This is a genomic window from Pseudomonas sp. ok266 (assembly GCF_900110195.1).
Taxonomy (GTDB): domain Bacteria; phylum Pseudomonadota; class Gammaproteobacteria; order Pseudomonadales; family Pseudomonadaceae; genus Aquipseudomonas; species Aquipseudomonas neuropathica.
In genome coordinates this window covers 38544-56491 of record NZ_FOCU01000010.1, presented here as the reverse complement: position 1 = coordinate 56491, position 17948 = coordinate 38544, and the positions used below count along the sequence as shown (strand labels likewise).

Genomic DNA, 17948 nt, shown 5'->3' with positions numbered 1-17948 from the left:
CTTGAGTTCGACTGTAGTCCACAGAATAACCCCGACTGATCGGGGTTTTTCTTCCATACGGTTGCCCGTCCTGACGGCCAGCGAAGTCTGGACCCACTCGGTTCAAGGAGATACACATGAAACGTTCTGTACTGTTAGGTCTGTTCGTTACTGCATCGATGATGGCGTCCACTTCGTTTGCTGACGGCAAGCCTGCCGACCTGTGTGATGCCAATATCCAAGAGATCACCAATCTCAAGGCCGGGCTCTCAGCTTCGCCAGAAAAGGCCCAGCTTGCTGAAACCAGCTTGAGCAAAGCCCAAGCGCTCAAACAGGCTGGCAAAACCGACGACTGCGTTGCAGAAACCTCCAAAACCAAACTGGAACTCCAAAAAGCTTCCGGCACCAACAATTGATTCAAGCCCGGCCAACCTTCGGGTTGGCCTTGCAGACCGATTGGCGTACACTGCACACGCTTGTTGCTCAAACAGATGTACTGAGCAATGAGTTCGGGGCCGTTTAGGATTCGACGCCGGTTGCGAAACTTTAGGTGCATGCCGACTTGGTAACAGAAGTCGTAAATCCACTGTTGCAACTACTTATAGTTGCCAATGACGACCAATACGGTGTTGCTCTCGCTGCTTAATTGCAGCTGACAATGCTCCTGGTACCTTCGGGTCCAGCAATCATCAGGGGATGTCTGTAAACCCAAAATGATTGTCATATAGAACAGAATCGCCGTGCAGTACGTTGTGGACGAAGCGGCTAAAACTTACACAACTCGCCCAAAGCACCCTGCCCTTCGGGTCGCTGAGGGTTAACTTAATAGAAACGGCTACGCATGTAGTACCGACAGCGGAGTACTGGCGGACGGGGGTTCAAATCCCCCCGGCTCCACCACTTCATCATCTAAAGACGTCCACGGACGTCTTTTTTTGTGCCTGAAATCCAGTAAATACGGGGGTTTCAGGGCCATTGAGCTCCACAGCGCTTCAGGCAGATCCATTTTGAAATGTATTCCAAGGCGTATTCCAAGCCCGTGACTGGTAAATTTTGGAATACACAAACAGCGCTGGAGTACCCATGGGAGCCCGAGCCACACGCCTTTCAGACCTAAAAATCAAAGCCGCCAAGCCCAAGGACAAAGACTACACATTGACCGACGGCGACGGCCTTCAGTTACGAGTCCGAACCAACGGTTCGAGGCTTTGGAATTTCAACTACATCCATCCCGTCACCAAGAAACGGATCAACATGGGACTGGGGACGTTCCCGGAACTCAGCCTGGCTCATGCGCGAAAACGCACGGTTGAAGCCAGGGAACTGGTTGCCCAAGGACTGGACCCGAAAGAGCAACGCGATGCAGATCGCCAAGCGAAAAAAGCTGCGACAGAGCACACCTTTCAAAACGTGGCGACAGCCTGGTTTGAACTCAAGAAAGACTCCGTGACAACCGCCTACGCTGAAGACATTTGGCGCTCGCTCACGCTGCACATCTTCCCGGATTTACACGCGACCCCAATTTCTGAAATCAGCGCACCTCAGGTCATCAAGTTGCTTAGGCCACTTGAAACCAAAGGCAGCTTGGAAACGGTCAAGCGCCTGACCCAACGCCTCAACGAAATCATGACTTACGGGGTGAACTACGGACTTATCCACGCCAACCCCCTGAGCGGAATTCGATCGGTCTTCAAAAAACCAAAGAAGAAAAACATGGCAGCATTGCCCCCCGATGAGCTCAACGAACTCATGGTGGCAATCGCCAACGCCAGCATCAAAAGAACCACCCGATGCCTCATCGAATGGCAGCTCCACACGATGACTCGGCCAGCAGAGGCTGCAACCACCCGATGGGCTGATATCGACTTCGGTAAGAAGATCTGGACGATCCCAGCGGAGCGCATGAAGAAACGCCGCACACACATCATCCCGCTCACGGAGCACGCTTTGGCGCTCCTGGAAGCCATCAAGCCCTACAGCGGACACAGAGAGTACGTGTTTCCCGCCGACCGTAATCCCCGCACCCATTGCAACAGCCAGACCGCCAACATGGCATTGAAACGGATGGGGTTTGAGGGGCGACTCGTAAGCCATGGACTGCGCTCCATGGCGAGCACTATCCTGAACGAGCATGCCTGGGATGCCGAACTGATTGAGGTTGCCCTGGCTCATGTCGACAAAGATGAGGTTAGAAGCGCTTACAACCGCGCGGACTACATTGAGCGTCGACGCCCAATGATGGCCTGGTGGAGCGAGCACATTCAAAAGGCGGCCACAGGGGACTTTTCAATCGCAGCAATCCATGAAAACAGAAGCCAGAAAGTCGTCTCGATTCGTTAATCAGAGTCAACTCGATGGCGACGGCGGCGACACCGGCGACAACACTCGTCTGATCTGACTACGGGCGAGGCGACACACTGGCGGTCGTCGCCACCACCAGTATCGATCCTACTTTTCCGCTAACGCCGCTGCGGTCGGGAAGGCTTCGCAGCAACGCTTGAAGTGGCTCGCTCGACGATCTTACAAAAGGTCATAAATCTATCTAGAGCTACCGAGATCCAAGGTCTTCCACGTCAATTGCGCTCCCCGATGTCCCGGTTGATCGCGAGTCGAGCGCAGAGTACACCAACGCCTCACGAGGAGCAGGTGACGACGATTCCGAGCATTGTAGAGCGTTGAAACTCCGACGCATCGGCGTGCTTTCTCCTCAGTAACGATGAAAAAACTGACGTCCTAGGAGATTGTTGTCGATGCAATTGTGCGAAAAATGCGATCCACCGAGCCCTCTCTTGGATTATCGGCCCCAACCATTGACCTACCCGGTCGAAGCACTCGGTGAACTCCTGGGAGGCGCGGTAGAACGGATGGCAGAGGTCATCGGCGCACCGATAGCCATGGCAGCACAATCGGTGCTGGCCACTGCGGCTCTAGTGACTCAAGGCCACGGCAACGTACAACTCGATGGCCGCACCTATCCGCTGTCTCTGTATTTGCTAACGGTCGCATCATCAGGCGACCGTAAAAGTGCAGTGGACCATCAAGCTCTCTCTGCAGCACATAACTGGGAGCGAGAGCAGTGGTCTGTGTACACGGAAAAGCTCAATGCTTACCAATCTGCCATCCGCCTTGCGGCCAAGGCTCAGCGACAGGCAAAGCTTGAAATCTGTGAACTCTCCGACCCCGTCCAGCCAAGACTGATTTCCACCGACCCTACCATCGAAGGCCTCACAAAAAACTTGTGTTATGGGCTACCAAGCATGGGCTTGTTCAATGACGAAGGTGGTCAATTCCTCGGTGGCAGCACCATGAGTAAAGAGAACCAGCTCAAAGCAATCACCACGCTGTCGAAAATCTGGGATGGCAGTCCCATTGACCGGACACGGTCCACGCCCGGGGAAAGCCTGCGAGCCTATGATCGTCGTCTCAGCATGCATCTGATGCTGCAGCCGTGCCTGGCTCACCAATTCCTCAAAGATCCAATGATCAATGGCCAAGGTGTGCTCGGCAGATTCCTGATCAGTTGGCCTGAACGTTTGATCGGTCAGCGCCTGTACCAGGCGGTGGATCTGACGCAAGACCCCAAGATCCAACGCTACCAAACGCATATCACTGATCTGCTGAAGAAACCGTTAGCGACCAACAAGGACGGATCACTCAAGCTCACGACATTGGAGTTGACGCACAGCGCCCGCGTGGCTTGGATTGATATTCACGACACCATAGAGTGCCAGTCTGGCGAGTTCGGTGAGCTGGCCGGCGTTCAGTCCGTCGCGAGTAAAGCTGCTGCCAATATTCTGCGCATCGCGGGGGTTCTGGCGGTGATCGAAGAAGCCACTGCCTTGAACGAGGAGCATATTCAGCGCGCTTCAACGCTAATGGACTATTACCTCGCCGAGATCCAGCGCTTGACTGAGCAAGAGCCGGTTAACCCTCTAAGAGAAGAAGCGGATCGTTTGTTACGCTGGCTGAAACAGAAAGGCTGGACCCGCTTTACCATCCGAGACATCAATCGCAACGGCCCTCGCTTTGCACGCAAGAGCTGTAAGCACACCGCCACGCTCCTCGTTGAGCTACTCACAGCGAACTGCGTGAAGAGCCAAGATGCCAAGACTTTTGAGGTGTGTCGTGTTCCGTCTGAATGACGCAGTACGCCGCTTTCAGTCAAAAAATCAGATGCGCCCTGTCCTGCGGTGTGTCGCCACGTCCGTCGCCAAACTGTCGCCAGATGCCAACCATGGTATTCCGCAGGTTGTCGCCAGTGTCGCCGCTGTCGCCACATCCAACTCAAACCGTGTCGACATCAAACTGCTCATCCAGCAACTGCGTAATGACGGAGTGGTGTTGCATCACCATGAAAATACTCTGCACATTCGACCGAGACACTGGCATCAGATGGAGCAAATCCACGGATGTTGGAAAGCTATGCTTCTCTTCCTTCAAACGAATGAAAATGGATGACTAGGGTGTGGATCGGTCAGCGTGAGAACCATGACGTTGGCGATCTCCGACTGCTGACTGATCAAATGCTTGCCCGCTACACCGGAATCAGAAGACGAAAGTATCGGATGCAGACAACCCTGTGCCCAACATTAGGGAGCACTCGATAGCCGGTTTTCGGATTGACGGCAAATGTCAGTGAATGCAATTTACAAGCTCACACTAGCCGCCAGGATCTTCGAGACGGCACTGCGGTTTCCCGCAGGATCCTCCCAAAACGCATCGCTTCCGGAAGCGCGGACAGTCGACCTGAATGTCGACGGAAGCATGATATTCCCCCACCCAAGACGGGCCTCCCCGTCTTGGGGCTGGCCTTTTTTAATTTGGAGGCCTTAATGAAAAATCGACTGGCAATGTACAAAGCCCTGAAGGCGATCAACGTGCCTGAGCAGAAAATCGAAGCAGCTATCCAAGCCATGGATTCTGATAGGCATTTGTCCTCTGCAGGTATATCCAATCCTGACTTCGCACAATTTCGGGCAGAGCTATCCCGATTTCGGGTGAGTCTCATTGTAGATATTGGCGTGATGCTCTTCCTCGTGGTGGCGATTCTCTTCGCCGGGATTGCGTTTATCCACTGACAACTCTTTCTTCCAGCCACACCAGGAACCACCTGTATTAGGACAGGTGGTTTTTTTATTAGGTCGCAGTTCCTAGATCTCGCAGTCATATCGACTCGGCCGCGATGAGCTAGGTACATGCATGGATAGGGGCCGCCATTGGCCAAAAGCCGCCAGTCTCGTACGGCCGCGATCAAGCCAAAGCTGCTTCTGATGGAGAGCAGGAACCGGACAAGCGAATATTTTTAAACAATCTCTTCTCCTACCCCCGCTTCATAGCCATCAGTCGCAAAAAACAACCCTTAGTAGACACCTGCAACAGCCAGTCCATAAGCGGAACAGCTTTTCGATGCTCCGACTACAACAAGATGATCAGATCATGTATGCCTGAAACTGGCGCTTTTTAGCAGCGGCATTGTGATACCGACGCAACCAAAAGTATTTTTTCAGAACACGACGGTTGCTATTTCGGAGACTAGCATCTGAGTAGTCCTTACGATAAGCCGCATAAAACTCCCGGATTGACTTAATTACTAAGGTTTTCTGAGTATTCAAGAAGACCTCGACCTGTTCGCGAGCACTGCTCACAGCCACCCTTCCCTGGTGAGTCTGTATTGCCCTTGCTACAGACGGGGAGCGCATATCGGCGGCTGCAAGCATGAAGTCGAGCGCATTGACATATGTCACCCCATCTTCTTTAACTAGGAACTGCGAATTACCGTACATCAGCTTGAACAGTTCTCGAATCTGCTTCATTAGTTTCAGGTTGAGTACCACATCGTCCGCCAGAGCCAGCCGGGCATAGGTAGCCTTACCTTCTGCTTCATTAGCCGAACTGAGGCCGGCACCGACAGCAAAGCTTTCGCTGATGTCGCAATATTGCGTGGAGATACCACCCCGGAAAGTGATCTCTTTCTCCAGCAGGCACTTGTGCATCAGAACCCCTAGGCGCATGACGATGATCATCAAAGCATTGGCTGAATGCATCATTACCTTGTCCGCATTCTTCTCCCATTCCACGTTCTTGGGCTTGAAAGTGACGACTATGGAGTCAGAGATAAACGCGCTTTTGGGCTCGTACCAGTCGTACAGGTTGAACACCTTGTCTTGCTTGTAGCGCTGCTCAATGCTCGCCTCTAGCTGCACCAACACATCCCTGTTCGTAGTCATGAACTTGATGAGTTCTTGCGCGTGCTCATCGGTAGTAACTGAGGAGTTCAGCTTCTTGAAGCCCAGCATGTCGATAAATACTGTCCACTGCATAGCTTTCATGGATTCGAAATCACTTCTGAAGATCAACTGTAACAACCCCAAATGTCGAGATCAGACCGAAGGCGGTCCAGTGGTATGAGGGGCCTAGTGCCACTGGAGCGTACCCGGCTACGAATACTTCACCCGAATACACTCGCGCAGCCAAATGATGCCATTCTCAAGCTCGATACAGTCCAACTGGACAAGTCGGTTAATGGCCGACGCGTACTGGCCGAGGGTCAATGGGGGCAAAGCGTAATGAGCCCTGAGTTGGGTGACGCGCACGAAGCCTTCCGGTTCAGCGATCTTGCACTTGTCGTTCCGATGCTTCCAAAGCGCGAGCATCGTGACAGCTTCGATATCAGAGAACTCTTCAACTGCTCCGCGCCAAACCTTGCTCCAAATATAGAGACCAACAAGGACGACGGCGACTTGCGGCGCGACCGGCAGTGACGCTGCACCGAGACCAGCAAGCGACACGTCGGGAACAATATCGAGCAGCTTCCTCCAGTTCAGCACGAGGTTGCCAGGCTTCCGGGACCTTGCTTTCGGTGCATCGAATAAAGAGTTGATCGTAATGAGCCCGATCGTAAACTCAGGTGCTTCGGGCGGCGTGATACTAGCGAACGCGTCCACCAAGCGGAGTCGAATTTCCTCTGTAAGGACCGCTCCAGCCGGATCGCGCGCCGCATCGCTTAGAAGTTGTTTCCGTTTTGCAAGTGCTGCGTCTTTGTCGTATTCCATCACGTTGGTGGGTCCTAAAGGTTTGAGGCTTAACGCCCAGATAAAGGGCTGTCTTTAGCCGGAATGAACCGATTTGGAACAATACTAGGTGCGTCCCGCAGAGGTCTATCTCAAAGGAGCGCTATTGGCCGATGACGGGCGTTTGTTAGCCGCTGCTTTCTAAAAAGCAGACATTCGTGAGCGACCGTATCCAGATAAATGCGCCTCTCGCAAAAGCCGCTAAACCGGCCAGAAGCGATCGTTCAATCTCGAGTTACTCGCGCTCTACGCGAATTTTCGTAGTGGACGATTAAAAACCTAAACTCGTTTTTCCTCTCATCACTTATGTTCGTTCAACTGTTCGGCAATTTTCCGTGAACACCGCGGCACGCGGGCCTGTAAGCTTTTAAGCTTGTAAGCTATCCGGACGGCCCGTTGACCACTCTCTTAGGAGAGTCCGCGATTCATCATCAATCCTGACAGAGAGTTCCATGATAACCGCCATCTTCCGAGCAACATCCCTTCGCCCTTGACAATTCAAACACCTTATCCGCGTTGGCTTTGCCTCAGTCACCGGGCGAAATCCCGAACGTGACGTGATGCTACTGGGGTCACGCATACAACTGACATCCGCGTCACCGATCTGGCCTTGCTGGACGTCGCAGAGGTGCTGTATCCCAGTAGAGCCATTAAACCCAAGGTATATCTGCGCGCAGACATCGCCAAACGCTGTCGGCCACGCAAGGTATACCTGACCCATCCACGATGCCTTCCCGCCCTGGAGGGTTGGATTGCAGTCCGCTTGCGGCGTCACCGGGACCTTTCCGACCCTGATGAATACCGAGGTCTGTGCTCAGGTTCAAAGCCGGTCACAACACACAAGGACAAAGCATTTGAACTGGCGTTCAAGCATCGCGAGTTGGAAAGTGGGCGAGCGATGTACAGGCCTTTGATTCGCTCCAGAAGACCATCACCAAGCTCTTTCGGCAGACCGGTATCAAGCTCGGATCGTCACAGAGCGGCAGACGCTCCCTAGCGGCCAAAGTGTTAGCGGCGACAGGCGATGTAGAGAAAGTGCAATAAAAGTATTTATCAGAAGCTCGCCCCAAACTCATGATTTTCCTAGTATTTTATTCATTCTTTGCAGAGCGCAGTTCATGCTAAAATGCGCGTTACGCCGAATCTTCTCCTGCTAGCGAATTATCTATTTAGCCCCAGTATGAGCTGCCTTGTTAACCACTTTTTTGACTTGTAAACCACCATGGTTTACAGTAAAAAAAATGGTTAACAAGAACCCTAGCCATGGCAAACTTACAGAACGAAGCTAAAACCTATATCGAGTCCGTTCTTGGGGTGACAGTGCGCCTTGAACCGGCGCACCCTATAGTCCCTTTCAACATCCGGGACAGCTATAAATTCTACGAATTAAGCATCCCCATGGGGCACCACTCAGCGCTCACCTTAATGCTGTTGGTTTCTCGTGAGGACGTCGATTACCCAGGCGTCGTGAAGCTGCAGAAGCACGTCGAGCTGGTGCGCAAAGTCACCCAGCACGTCGTCGCATTCGTATGCAGATCTATGACGGCCCAAGACCGCCGCAGCCTGCTTACGCATCAGATAAACTTTATACAGCCCGGTTTCCAAATGTTCATACCGGAGATGGCGCTAGATCTGCGAGAAAGTTTCCGGCAGCGCCGAGAGCAAAGCGAGGTTACCGCTCTGCTACCCGCCGCCCAAGCAATGCTTCTCTCGTGTCTCTATGCGGGCATACCTGACGAAACTTACTTCACGACGAACGCTCTGCTAGGAAGTCTGGGATACAGCCGTGTGACCCTATCGAAAGCAGTGGATCAACTGACATCACTGGAGGTGATTACCCAAGCTAAGAGTGAGCTGCATTGGAAGACTTATACCTTTTGCGGATCTCCTGCTGAGGTGTTCCAAAAAGCCAAGCAATTTCTACGCTCACCCGTCAAAAAGAGAGTTGGCATTACTCGGAACACTATCCCCATGGCGCCCGGGGTCTGTCTCGCTGGTGAAACCGCGCTGGCCAAGTACACGATGCTGGCGGAGCCCAAGCAGTCCGTATGGGGAATGACCAAGAAAGTGTTTAGCGACATGCTTGCGCTTGAAGCGTTCGAGGTCATTGAATCGGTGGACGCGATCGAGGAATGGGTGGAAATCTGGACATATCCGTCGCTCACCGAGAGAAACTACATAGCAGACGTAGCGTCACTGTTTCTGAGCTTGGAAGCCAACCCCGACGAACGCATTCAGATTGCGTTGGATGAACTCAAGGAAAAGGTTGAATGGTTAGCGTGAAAGGTTTAGACATATTCGGCCAGCACTTCCGCGATTTTCGTGATAGCTACGTCCTGATCGGTGGTGTTGCCTCAGCTCTCGCAATGGAGGATGCCGGTGAAAATTTCAGGGCCACTAAGGACTTGGACGTTGTCCTGGTAATCGAAGCACTGGATGCAGGGTTTGTTGCGCGTTTCTGGGACTTCATCAAGGCCGGCGGGTACCAGATCAAGCAGAAAGGCGGCGAGCGTCCAGAACCCATCTTCTATCGGTTCCAAAATCCGACGAATCCTTCCTACCCAGTGATGATCGAACTCTTCTCGCGGGCGCCGGAAGGCCTGGAGCACGAAGAAAACGCGACGTTGATCCCCATCCCAACAGACGAATCGGTTTCAAGCTTGAGCGCCATACTTCTGGACGAGGACTACTACCAGTTCTTATTGGCCGGCCGCCAGCAGAGTGAGGACCTGACCTATATCAGTGCTGATCGCCTTATTCCCTTCAAGGCTAAAGCCTGGCTTGACTTGTCTCAGCGCAAAGCGAACGGTGAAGGCGGGGTAGACGGTAAGAACATCAGAAAGCACCGTAACGATGTACTGCTGCTCTCCGGCCTACTGACCGGGGAGTTAATCGAGTTGTCCGAAAGCATTACAGCGGACATGCGGCTGTTTCTTGAGCGCCTAGCTACCGAGGATATCGACTTCAAAGTGCTAAAGATTAAGGGTGACCTCCAGACAATTATCGGTCGAATTGCAGAATCTTTCGGTCTTCATGTGACTACCTAAGGCGGACTCTCAGCGTACCCGTGCTCATTCGAGTAGTTTAGGCGGGAATGTTGCGGTACAGCCCAAGCCCAGCTATTGAGCTGTGCCAAGGTCGTAGAAGGAGCCCAATTTCGCGTCTGCGAAATCGATAGGAATTGCTTTTCAGTTGCACCCCAAACCCTGACCTTCAAATGCTGGGGCCCAGGACATAGGAGCAGGGCAGATTCGCTCTCGGCGATCGAGCAAGGCCAGAAATACAGTGGCTCACTGGTTACGCACTGGCCCATCCGCCATCGTTCAAAAGGCTTAGTAGTGTGCGATCACTGGACAGGCCCCCTAGTCAATTGAAAGGACGCTAGATTTGCCGTTGCGCATGAAGCAGCTGACTGCCATGAAGTTCCAAAGGAGGCATCTATAAATTTTACTAGTCTTGAGCCATGACCTACGTGGCAAGTTGCTGATTACAGCCTCCCCCACTCGTATGCTTGCCCGCGCAGCCCTGGTTTTCCATACAAGCTCCCTGCGCAGGCGTGGCTTGGGGACCATGCCGCACCTGCGCAGGTAGCCGACAAGGCCGAAGGCCGCGTCAGCACCACAGGCAGTCGATGAATATGCACCTATCACAGAGGCTGTCCCTGCCCAATAAAGTGCATGAGATGGGCCGTCACTGCAATCCGCAGTGACGGCCCCGCCGACGCCTCAACATCACGGGCAAATCCTGAATCCTAAAACGTGCGGCATACATGATGATGCCCCCATACACTGGCCCAGCAAAAACCTAAGACGACAGGTTCGAGAGTCGTCATCCCAACAGCGCAAGACTCCTGCAAGCGCTGATCCAGCAGGATGGAGCTAGCCAGGTATGCAAGGTTCCAGAAGCATACCGACCCATACCTATGGGTGGAGCCGCCTTTTTCTGTAGACCTATTCCCTAATATGCCGCTTCGACTCTGTCCCAAATAGCGGACCTTTGCGCAATGCCGACTGCTTCCACTTAACAATCCCATCCATTTCCTTGGAGTACTCATCAACATTAAAAACCAACTCATCCCGCTCCATCTCCGTCCGATCTTCCAGCAGGAAGAAAGACGGACGTCTCAGCCGAGACACGGGTGTTTCCTGAACACCATGCCCCTGCCCTTCGGGGATCTCCCATAGCGAGTTGGCACCAACACTTACCAATGATTTTCAGGACAGGACAACAGCACAAAACAAAGCTAGTGAGTGGATGGGATATGGACGATTTGACCTACACCCTGCGGCAACTTTGCCGGCGCAATCGCGATGGCAGTCACAACACTCAAGCCGATCGTATCCGCTCATTGGGACTGATCGCTCGCCAGCTGAGTGAGGTTGGCTTCCGTCAGATGAAAGCCCCCTCGCTCAAGGGCAAACACGTACAGGCACTGCTGGATCGATGGCAAGTCGAAGGCCTGTCAGTTGGCACCATCAAAAATCGGCTTGCGCACCTTCGATGGTGGGCTGAAAAGATCGGCAAGGCTGGCATTCTCCCCGCGGACAACACGCAACTGGGTGTGGCAGAACGGCGCTTCGTCACTAACGTCAGCAAAGCTCAGGAACTGGGAACAGACCTTGGCAAGATCACCGATCCCCATGTACGCATGAGTCTCCAGCTTCAGTCCGCTTTTGGACTTCGCCGTGAGGAAGCGATCAAATTTCAGCCCAAGTATGCGGATCAAGGAGATCACATTCTCCTCAAGGGCTCATGGACGAAGGGTGGACGTGATCGCTCTGTTCCGATCACTACTTCGCAACAGCGCGAGGTGCTGAACGCGGCACATCTGTTAGCAGGAGCCAGCTCATTAATTCCGGCTCAGAAAACGTATATCCAGCAGAGAAACACCTACGATGGTCAGTGCAAGGCAGCAGGATTGAGCCACATGCATGGGCTGCGTCATCATTATGCACAAAGCCGTTACGTAGCTTTGACTGGATGGAAGGCTCCGGCGGCTGGGGGGATCACGTCCAAGGAATTGACCCCAATGCAGCGTTCTCAAGACCGTGCTGCTCGACAAATTATCAGCCGTGAACTCGGGCATGAGCGAACACAAATTACCGCTACGTACCTCGGCCGATAATTCGGGACGTTCGACGGCGATCCTCAACGACCCGAATCTGAAGGAGGTAGTCACCTCAGACAGAGAGAAGCCTCACACAACATTAGGAAACAGTCGAAAACCGATTACTGGATTGACAGAAAAAGGCCTCAGGGGCATTTTTGCTCTGCATCTAGCTGATTCGTTCAGCACCCAAGCCGCCAGGATCTTCAAGGCGGCGCTGCGGTTCTCCGCAGGATCCACCGAATGACCGCATAGCTTCCGGCAGCGCGGACAGTCGACTTGAATGTCGATGGAAGCATGACTTTCCCACCCACGACGGGCCTTTCCCGTCGTGGGGAAGGCCTTTTTTTTATTTTAGGAGGCCTTAATGAAAATGGAACTGGCGATGTATCAGGCGCTGCGCGCAATCGACGTACCTGAGCTCAAAGCCGAAGCTGTTATCCAAGCATTGGAATCTGACATGCTCACACTACTCGCGACGAAAAGTGATCTCGCAAGTCTCGCTGCTGAAATCGGCAAGGCGACTGCTGAAATCGCTAATACTAATCATCGGCTGACTGCTGAGATCGCCAAATCTGATCTCAAGTTGTCCATTCGCATGGCTTCCATGCTCGCCGTGACGATCGGCATCTTGATCGGAGCGATGAAAGTTTTCTTATAGTGTTCTTAGCGATTACATAAACCACGAAAATCACCTGTCTTTCGACAGGTGATTTTTTGCGAGTCTTGGCTACGGATGAGTTTGATTAATCACTGCCCTGATGAGTTATTGAAGATGATTAATCAACTCCGCGGCAACAGAGAATATGTGTCCCATTACGTAGAAATCCCCGCCCCGATGCCAATAACTCGACCGCAATATGGTATGAAGCGCGAGGGTTTCCAGGCTCTTCAGCGCAGCGATGGATAGTGGCAAATGAAGAGGTGATAGCAGCCCTGCAGTTGGCTCATAATACGTCGCCGCACTGCAGTCGCAACTTGCAAGCCCGCGACAAAAACTACGTCGCTCTCCTGTAGCAAACCGTGCCCCCGCCCGCTAGACGCTTGATCAGCGCGGACTTAAAGGCTTTCATGTACTGGGAGCGGTCCACACCTGCAAATGTTACGAACTGCTGACTGGCCACGCCGCACCGGGCAAAGGAGGCCACTGCTATTGCACTGACCGCGATCTGGATCAGCAGTCGCGGCAACAGATCAGCGTCGAACTGGGACATGATCAGATCGATGCTTTTCGGCCTACATTAGACGTCGAGCCTGAAAGCCCTTTGAATGACGCCGTTCCTGAGCGGCATGCTGACCGGTTAAAAAGTCACGCAGCACCGACACCTACGCAAAGCCCGAACCATGCGAGCAGCCATGGCAGAGGAATAATCTCTGGACATGGCAAGTAAAAAATATGCGCTGTTTTTTCGCTCACAACCTGAAAGACCATTACAGCGCCACGCACGTACTATCACAAGCCCACTGCCGTGTTGAACTGGAGTTGACTTGGGAAATACCTCAAGCGGGGCTATCTCATGCTTACGTCTTGAAATGGTGCCGCTCCCAGCGCGGAGGCCCGCCGCTCCCCTGACAGGGGAAACAACCTATATAGCAAAATATCGGCTCCAGTTTTAATAGAAAGGCGATCCGAATAGTCTCCCCATACAACCAAGCTCTTTGCAGCTCATAAGTATTTTTTGATAATGGACGTCAAAACTCTTGAGCCAACAGGTCGCAACGACTAAGATCGATAGCAAAACACAATACTAGAAGAGCCTGCATTGAATTCAGCCAATGATTATTTAACCACTACTTCGCCGGAGACTCCAGTGCAACTAACTGAAGAAATAGAAGGCATTATAGAAAAACACCCTCTTACCCCATCAGAAATCACAGAAGAATTAAATTACAAACGCCGAGGAAAGCACTCTGTAATCGACGTAATCGAAACAATCAAAAGAAACCAAGAAACATTCCAAGAGATAAATGGAAAAATAATATCGATATCCAATTCCAAATGGAAAGAAATAATAAGGGCACACTGGTATTTATTGAGCACGCTTCAATCGAATTACAAACCCCATGAGCTCCACTTTCTTATAGCGTCCCTATTTTACTACAAAAGACTTATAGACACGCACGAGACACATGGCGCACACAACGATTCAAACAGCCGATTTAAATACCACAAACATTTAAATTCAAATGGCATTCTTACAACATGGCTCGACTCCATCCAATCTGTAAGAAACCAACATCGAAAGGACTTAGGTCTCTTTAATGATTTTTCTAATCTACTCAACAAATGCCCCTCTGAGAGATTAGAAGACATCATAAACATGATCCAACAAGTAGATACTTTACTTTTCAGCGTCAATGAATTCAGCACTGCATTCGAGTATATACTCGAAACACGCACACCCTCGGCACTTAAAAGCGACATCACTGGTACGGCGCCGCAAGTTTCCGAGCTAATGGCCAAACTGTTAAATCCTAAACTTGGAGTAGTTTATGACCCCGTGTGCGGAATAGGAAGCCTACTTGTTCATACTTCCAGGATAGCTGGCGAAAACCTGCACATAAAAGGGAGTGAAATCCAAAACAGCAATGCTCAGATTGCGTTTATGAATCTTGAAATGCATGGCATACCGAGCTACGAGATTACTTCAGAGAACTGCTTAGACCAGATCCACGATGACAAATACTACAACTACATTATTGGTGACCTTCCCCTAACTGGATATTCGAACCAAAGATCTCCATGGAAGGATAAGGGATTTATTCCTTTGCTCGACTTTGTAATCTCAAAGCTTGACCGGCAAGGAAAAGCGGTCCTAACAGTTTCAGATAGCTTTTTACTTTCCCAAGGAAAAGAGCAAAATTACAGGGAGTACCTTTTAAATAACGACATCATAGAATGTATAATCAGCTTACCAGCAGGCAGCTTAAAACCGTATACGAATGGCAAATCATCAATAATTATCATAAATAAATCGAAGCCGTCCTTTCTGATCAATAAGATCAAATTTATCACCGCTGAAAATCTATCTCCGGCTTCGCAGCGACCAGTTCTAGACATATCTAACATTCTTGAGCAATATCAAGAAAAAAATGCTGACTCCCGTAACTCACAAATAGTCAGCGCAGCAGAAGTAATTTCTCAAAAGAGTCTAAGCGCATCTTACTACACCGAGGAATTCAAAGAAGCTGGAAAGCTGTTGAAGGATGGTAAGGCTCGAAAACTTGGTGAGCTCGTTGAAATCATCTCTGGCATCACAACACGAGACACTCAAGCATTAGCTCAAGACACCTCATACATAAAAATTGAGAGTTTAGAAAAAGACATTCTGGACATGCACCTTTCCTCTGGAAAGTCTAACTCGCGCATAATCAAAACCAAACAAACAGAAAAGTCGTTAATCAAGGACGAGTCCCTGCTTATTGCACGGATTGGCGACAATTTAAAACCTACAATATTTAAACCTTCCAAGACACTTCCCGAAATCATAACTCACAACGGAGTAATTACACTTCGACCATTTCCAAAATCGTCTTTAGATATTGAGTACTTGTATTACCAACTTTACTCACCACTAATACAGAAGCAAGTAGAGCAGAGGCGCATTGGTACCGTCATGCCTTTCATAAGCAAACGGCTGCTATCAGAAATAATTATACCAATGATGCCGTTGCACTCCCAACGAGAATTCATAGCAACACAAAAATCGAACCTAATATCTGCAGAAAAAGAAAAAGTCACCCAAAGACTACGAGCAATCGGCTTTGAAGAGGAGAATATCCAGAAAGAGAACGAACTAATAAGCACATTAGTTCACGAGTTACGCCCAAAGCTAGTCAAAATAAACTCACTATCCAACAAGCTAATTCGAATCTTAGAAAAACATAATATATCTGCGCTTAGACAATACGAAGCAGATGATCTGGGGATTGATGATGACATTTTTGGACTAATTGAACAACCTGAAAACTTCGACATTGGATTCGTATCTCAAAAAATAGCCATCAACTCTAAAGAGTTAAACGATACGCTGTCACTTGTTAAAGAAATCATGACCCTAAACCTTAAACCGTCAGAATTCAAAAAAACAAGTCTACTGAAATTCTTGAGCGATCATCTTAGCAAAAAGACAATTGAGCGCCCTCACAAGTACAAAATAGAAGTGAAGGGTTACGACGTTGAAGCAAACATACATCAAGCATCAATACTACAAGTAATAGACCAGCTTATAGCTAATGCAGAGCACCACGCATTTCCAGTAGCGTCAAGCAAAGACAGAATAACCTTCACGATAAAAGAAGATAAAGAAAGAAAAATTGCGATTATCGAATATAGCAACAATGGCAAACCGTTTACGCTGACAAAGTCCGACTACATCCAGTTCTTCACTAAGAGCAAATCAAGTGCCGGCTCTGGAATTGGTGGAAACTATATATACAGAATAATTAGAGCGCATGACGGAGATATTGAAGTAGACGAAAACAAAATCAAAGGCTTTTCAATGAAAATCGAAATACCCAACAAGGACGACTAAGAAATGAACAATATTCTTCTAATCGATGATGACGAACAATTTAAAGACACATTCCAAATTGAAGCTCAAAACAACGAACTTCGATTGATATATAGGAAAAGTCTTGAAGGCTTACAGGAAGTGATGCCTAAGCATCACAACTCTATATCTGCAGTAGTTCTCGATATAAAGTGTTTGATCTCTGACGACCAAGCCATTGAAAATGAAAACTTCATTGGCACAGCACTAAAATATCTCGACACAAATTTTCCAAATTTCCCTCGAATTGTGCTCACTGGGGATGATGATGCCTTCAATAACTTTAAACGTTTTGCAGAAGAGAAGAACATTTACCAAAAGACACCAGATGGACTAAACGAAGCCATAGCAAAATTAAAGTTTTATTGCGACAACTCTGAACTTATAAAAATAACAGTATCTCACAACGAGATATTTTCGATCATCAGAACTTATGGCTATGATCAAAGTGCAGAATCAACTCTTATAGAAATTTTGAAAAATGCGGACGAGGCTAGTTTCCCTCGCTTTGGTGGGATTTTCAGAGACATACGATCGCTCCAAGAAACCATTTATAAAACCATCAACCTATACAACAAGCCGGTCGTTCCAGATAACCTAATAAGACCGAACGGCATGTTAGAATTCAATAAATTAATGAAACACCTTAGTGGCTACCCATCCGCCAATCACACCCCAACAAAAACAGAGTATCAAAATTCAGCCATATTTAACCTAACAAATTCCCTCTACTGGGTGTGTGGCAAATACATCCATGCGGACCCCGCTGAAAAGTACTTCGTCAGCAACTACACGTTAAAATCCTCAATCCTAAGCTTACTGGAACTCATATTCTGGTCAAAACTATATCTACCAAGGAAATAGTCCAAGCTCAAGAGATCGCCTTCATTAATATTATAAAGAAGGCGCCCCTCCATCCGATACTCAACTTATTTTAATTTATTATATCCTTATCTCATTATCGCATTCGTTTGCAAAACAAAAATCCAACATCAAGATTGGTTTGTAGCTGGACAGAGTGTAACCGAGCTGAGAATTGACGATGTAAGCCGGCGAAAGTTAATTAAGCACTAACAACTTGTTTACGCTCCAATTAACTTCAGCATCTTCAGGTTGTCACATAGACCCATCCAAAATAAAATAACCCGGACGACGCAAAACACTCTCGCGCTCATGATCTCGACTCACTTTACCTACAGCTTCAGCCACCAAAGTCTGATCTTCCCCCGTGCCATCATC

At 49.8% G+C, this 17948-nt stretch carries 14 protein-coding genes and 1 other RNA gene; 12 read left to right on the top strand and 3 right to left on the bottom strand.

The annotated features are described in order from the left end of the window. Window positions 1–116 precede the first annotated feature (116 nt). From BMY54_RS19200 to BMY54_RS19175, 6 genes are all read left to right on the top strand, one after another. A complete protein-coding gene (locus BMY54_RS19200; protein WP_093435707.1) occupies window positions 117–395 on the top strand; it encodes a hypothetical protein in 279 nt (92 codons plus the stop codon). 95 nt (window positions 396–490) lie between these two features. Next, window positions 491–879: a transfer-messenger RNA gene (gene ssrA / locus BMY54_RS19195) on the top strand. Between the two features lie 183 nt (window positions 880–1062). Then, window positions 1063–2319: an integrase domain-containing protein gene (locus BMY54_RS19190; RefSeq protein WP_093435702.1), complete on the top strand. Its 1257-nt coding sequence runs from the start codon at window positions 1063–1065 to the stop codon at window positions 2317–2319. Between the two features lie 410 nt (window positions 2320–2729). Further along, window positions 2730–4121, top strand: coding sequence for a YfjI family protein (locus tag BMY54_RS19185; RefSeq protein WP_093435698.1), 1392 nt, complete (start codon window positions 2730–2732; stop codon window positions 4119–4121). Beyond that, the gene (locus BMY54_RS19180) at window positions 4105–4437 is read left to right on the top strand and encodes a hypothetical protein (protein ID WP_093435694.1); all 333 of its coding nucleotides are present in this window, start codon (window positions 4105–4107) and stop codon (window positions 4435–4437) included. The genes BMY54_RS19185 and BMY54_RS19180 overlap by 17 nt, the downstream gene beginning before the upstream one ends. A 374-nt stretch (window positions 4438–4811) precedes the next feature. Beyond that, on the top strand, window positions 4812–5057 hold the full coding sequence (locus BMY54_RS19175) for a hypothetical protein (RefSeq protein WP_093435690.1): 246 nt from the start codon (window positions 4812–4814) through the stop codon (window positions 5055–5057). A gap of 351 nt (window positions 5058–5408) precedes the next feature. On the opposite strand, the gene BMY54_RS19170 is transcribed toward BMY54_RS19175, so the two are convergent. Continuing rightward, window positions 5409–6308, bottom strand: a complete 900-nt coding sequence (locus BMY54_RS19170) for a hypothetical protein (protein ID WP_139213421.1) — start codon at window positions 6306–6308, stop codon at window positions 5409–5411. A gap of 108 nt (window positions 6309–6416) precedes the next feature. Then, window positions 6417–7031, bottom strand: coding sequence for a hypothetical protein (locus BMY54_RS19165; protein ID WP_093435680.1), 615 nt, complete (start codon window positions 7029–7031; stop codon window positions 6417–6419). A 1281-nt stretch (window positions 7032–8312) separates the two neighbouring features. On the opposite strand from BMY54_RS19165, the gene BMY54_RS19155 reads away from it, so the two are divergent. The 4 genes from BMY54_RS19155 (at window position 8313) to BMY54_RS19135 (ending at window position 12817) form a co-directional block, all read left to right on the top strand. Further along, window positions 8313–9332, top strand: a complete 1020-nt coding sequence (locus tag BMY54_RS19155) for a hypothetical protein (RefSeq protein ID WP_093435675.1) — start codon at window positions 8313–8315, stop codon at window positions 9330–9332. Continuing rightward, the gene (locus tag BMY54_RS19150; protein ID WP_093435671.1) at window positions 9320–10096 is read left to right on the top strand and encodes a hypothetical protein; all 777 of its coding nucleotides are present in this window, start codon (window positions 9320–9322) and stop codon (window positions 10094–10096) included. The genes BMY54_RS19155 and BMY54_RS19150 overlap by 13 nt, the downstream gene beginning before the upstream one ends. A gap of 1214 nt (window positions 10097–11310) precedes the next feature. Next, window positions 11311–12174: a phage integrase N-terminal domain-containing protein gene (locus BMY54_RS19140; RefSeq protein WP_093435663.1), complete on the top strand. Its 864-nt coding sequence runs from the start codon at window positions 11311–11313 to the stop codon at window positions 12172–12174. 349 nt (window positions 12175–12523) lie between these two features. Continuing rightward, a complete protein-coding gene (locus BMY54_RS19135) occupies window positions 12524–12817 on the top strand; it encodes a hypothetical protein (protein WP_024617742.1) in 294 nt (97 codons plus the stop codon). Between the two features lie 337 nt (window positions 12818–13154). On the opposite strand, the gene BMY54_RS31380 is transcribed toward BMY54_RS19135, so the two are convergent. Next, window positions 13155–13370 carry a hypothetical protein gene (locus BMY54_RS31380; protein WP_093435658.1) on the bottom strand — a complete coding sequence of 72 codons (216 nt, stop codon included), beginning with the start codon at window positions 13368–13370 and terminating at the stop codon, window positions 13155–13157. Window positions 13371–13967: 597 nt separating this feature from the next. Between BMY54_RS31380 and BMY54_RS19120 the strand changes: the two genes are divergently transcribed. Together BMY54_RS19120 and BMY54_RS19115 are read left to right on the top strand one after the other, a co-directional pair. Then, window positions 13968–16691, top strand: coding sequence for an N-6 DNA methylase (locus BMY54_RS19120; protein ID WP_093435654.1), 2724 nt, complete (start codon window positions 13968–13970; stop codon window positions 16689–16691). A gap of 3 nt (window positions 16692–16694) precedes the next feature. Next, window positions 16695–17573, top strand: coding sequence for a hypothetical protein (locus tag BMY54_RS19115; RefSeq protein WP_093435649.1), 879 nt, complete (start codon window positions 16695–16697; stop codon window positions 17571–17573). Window positions 17574–17948: the final 375 nt, after the last annotated feature.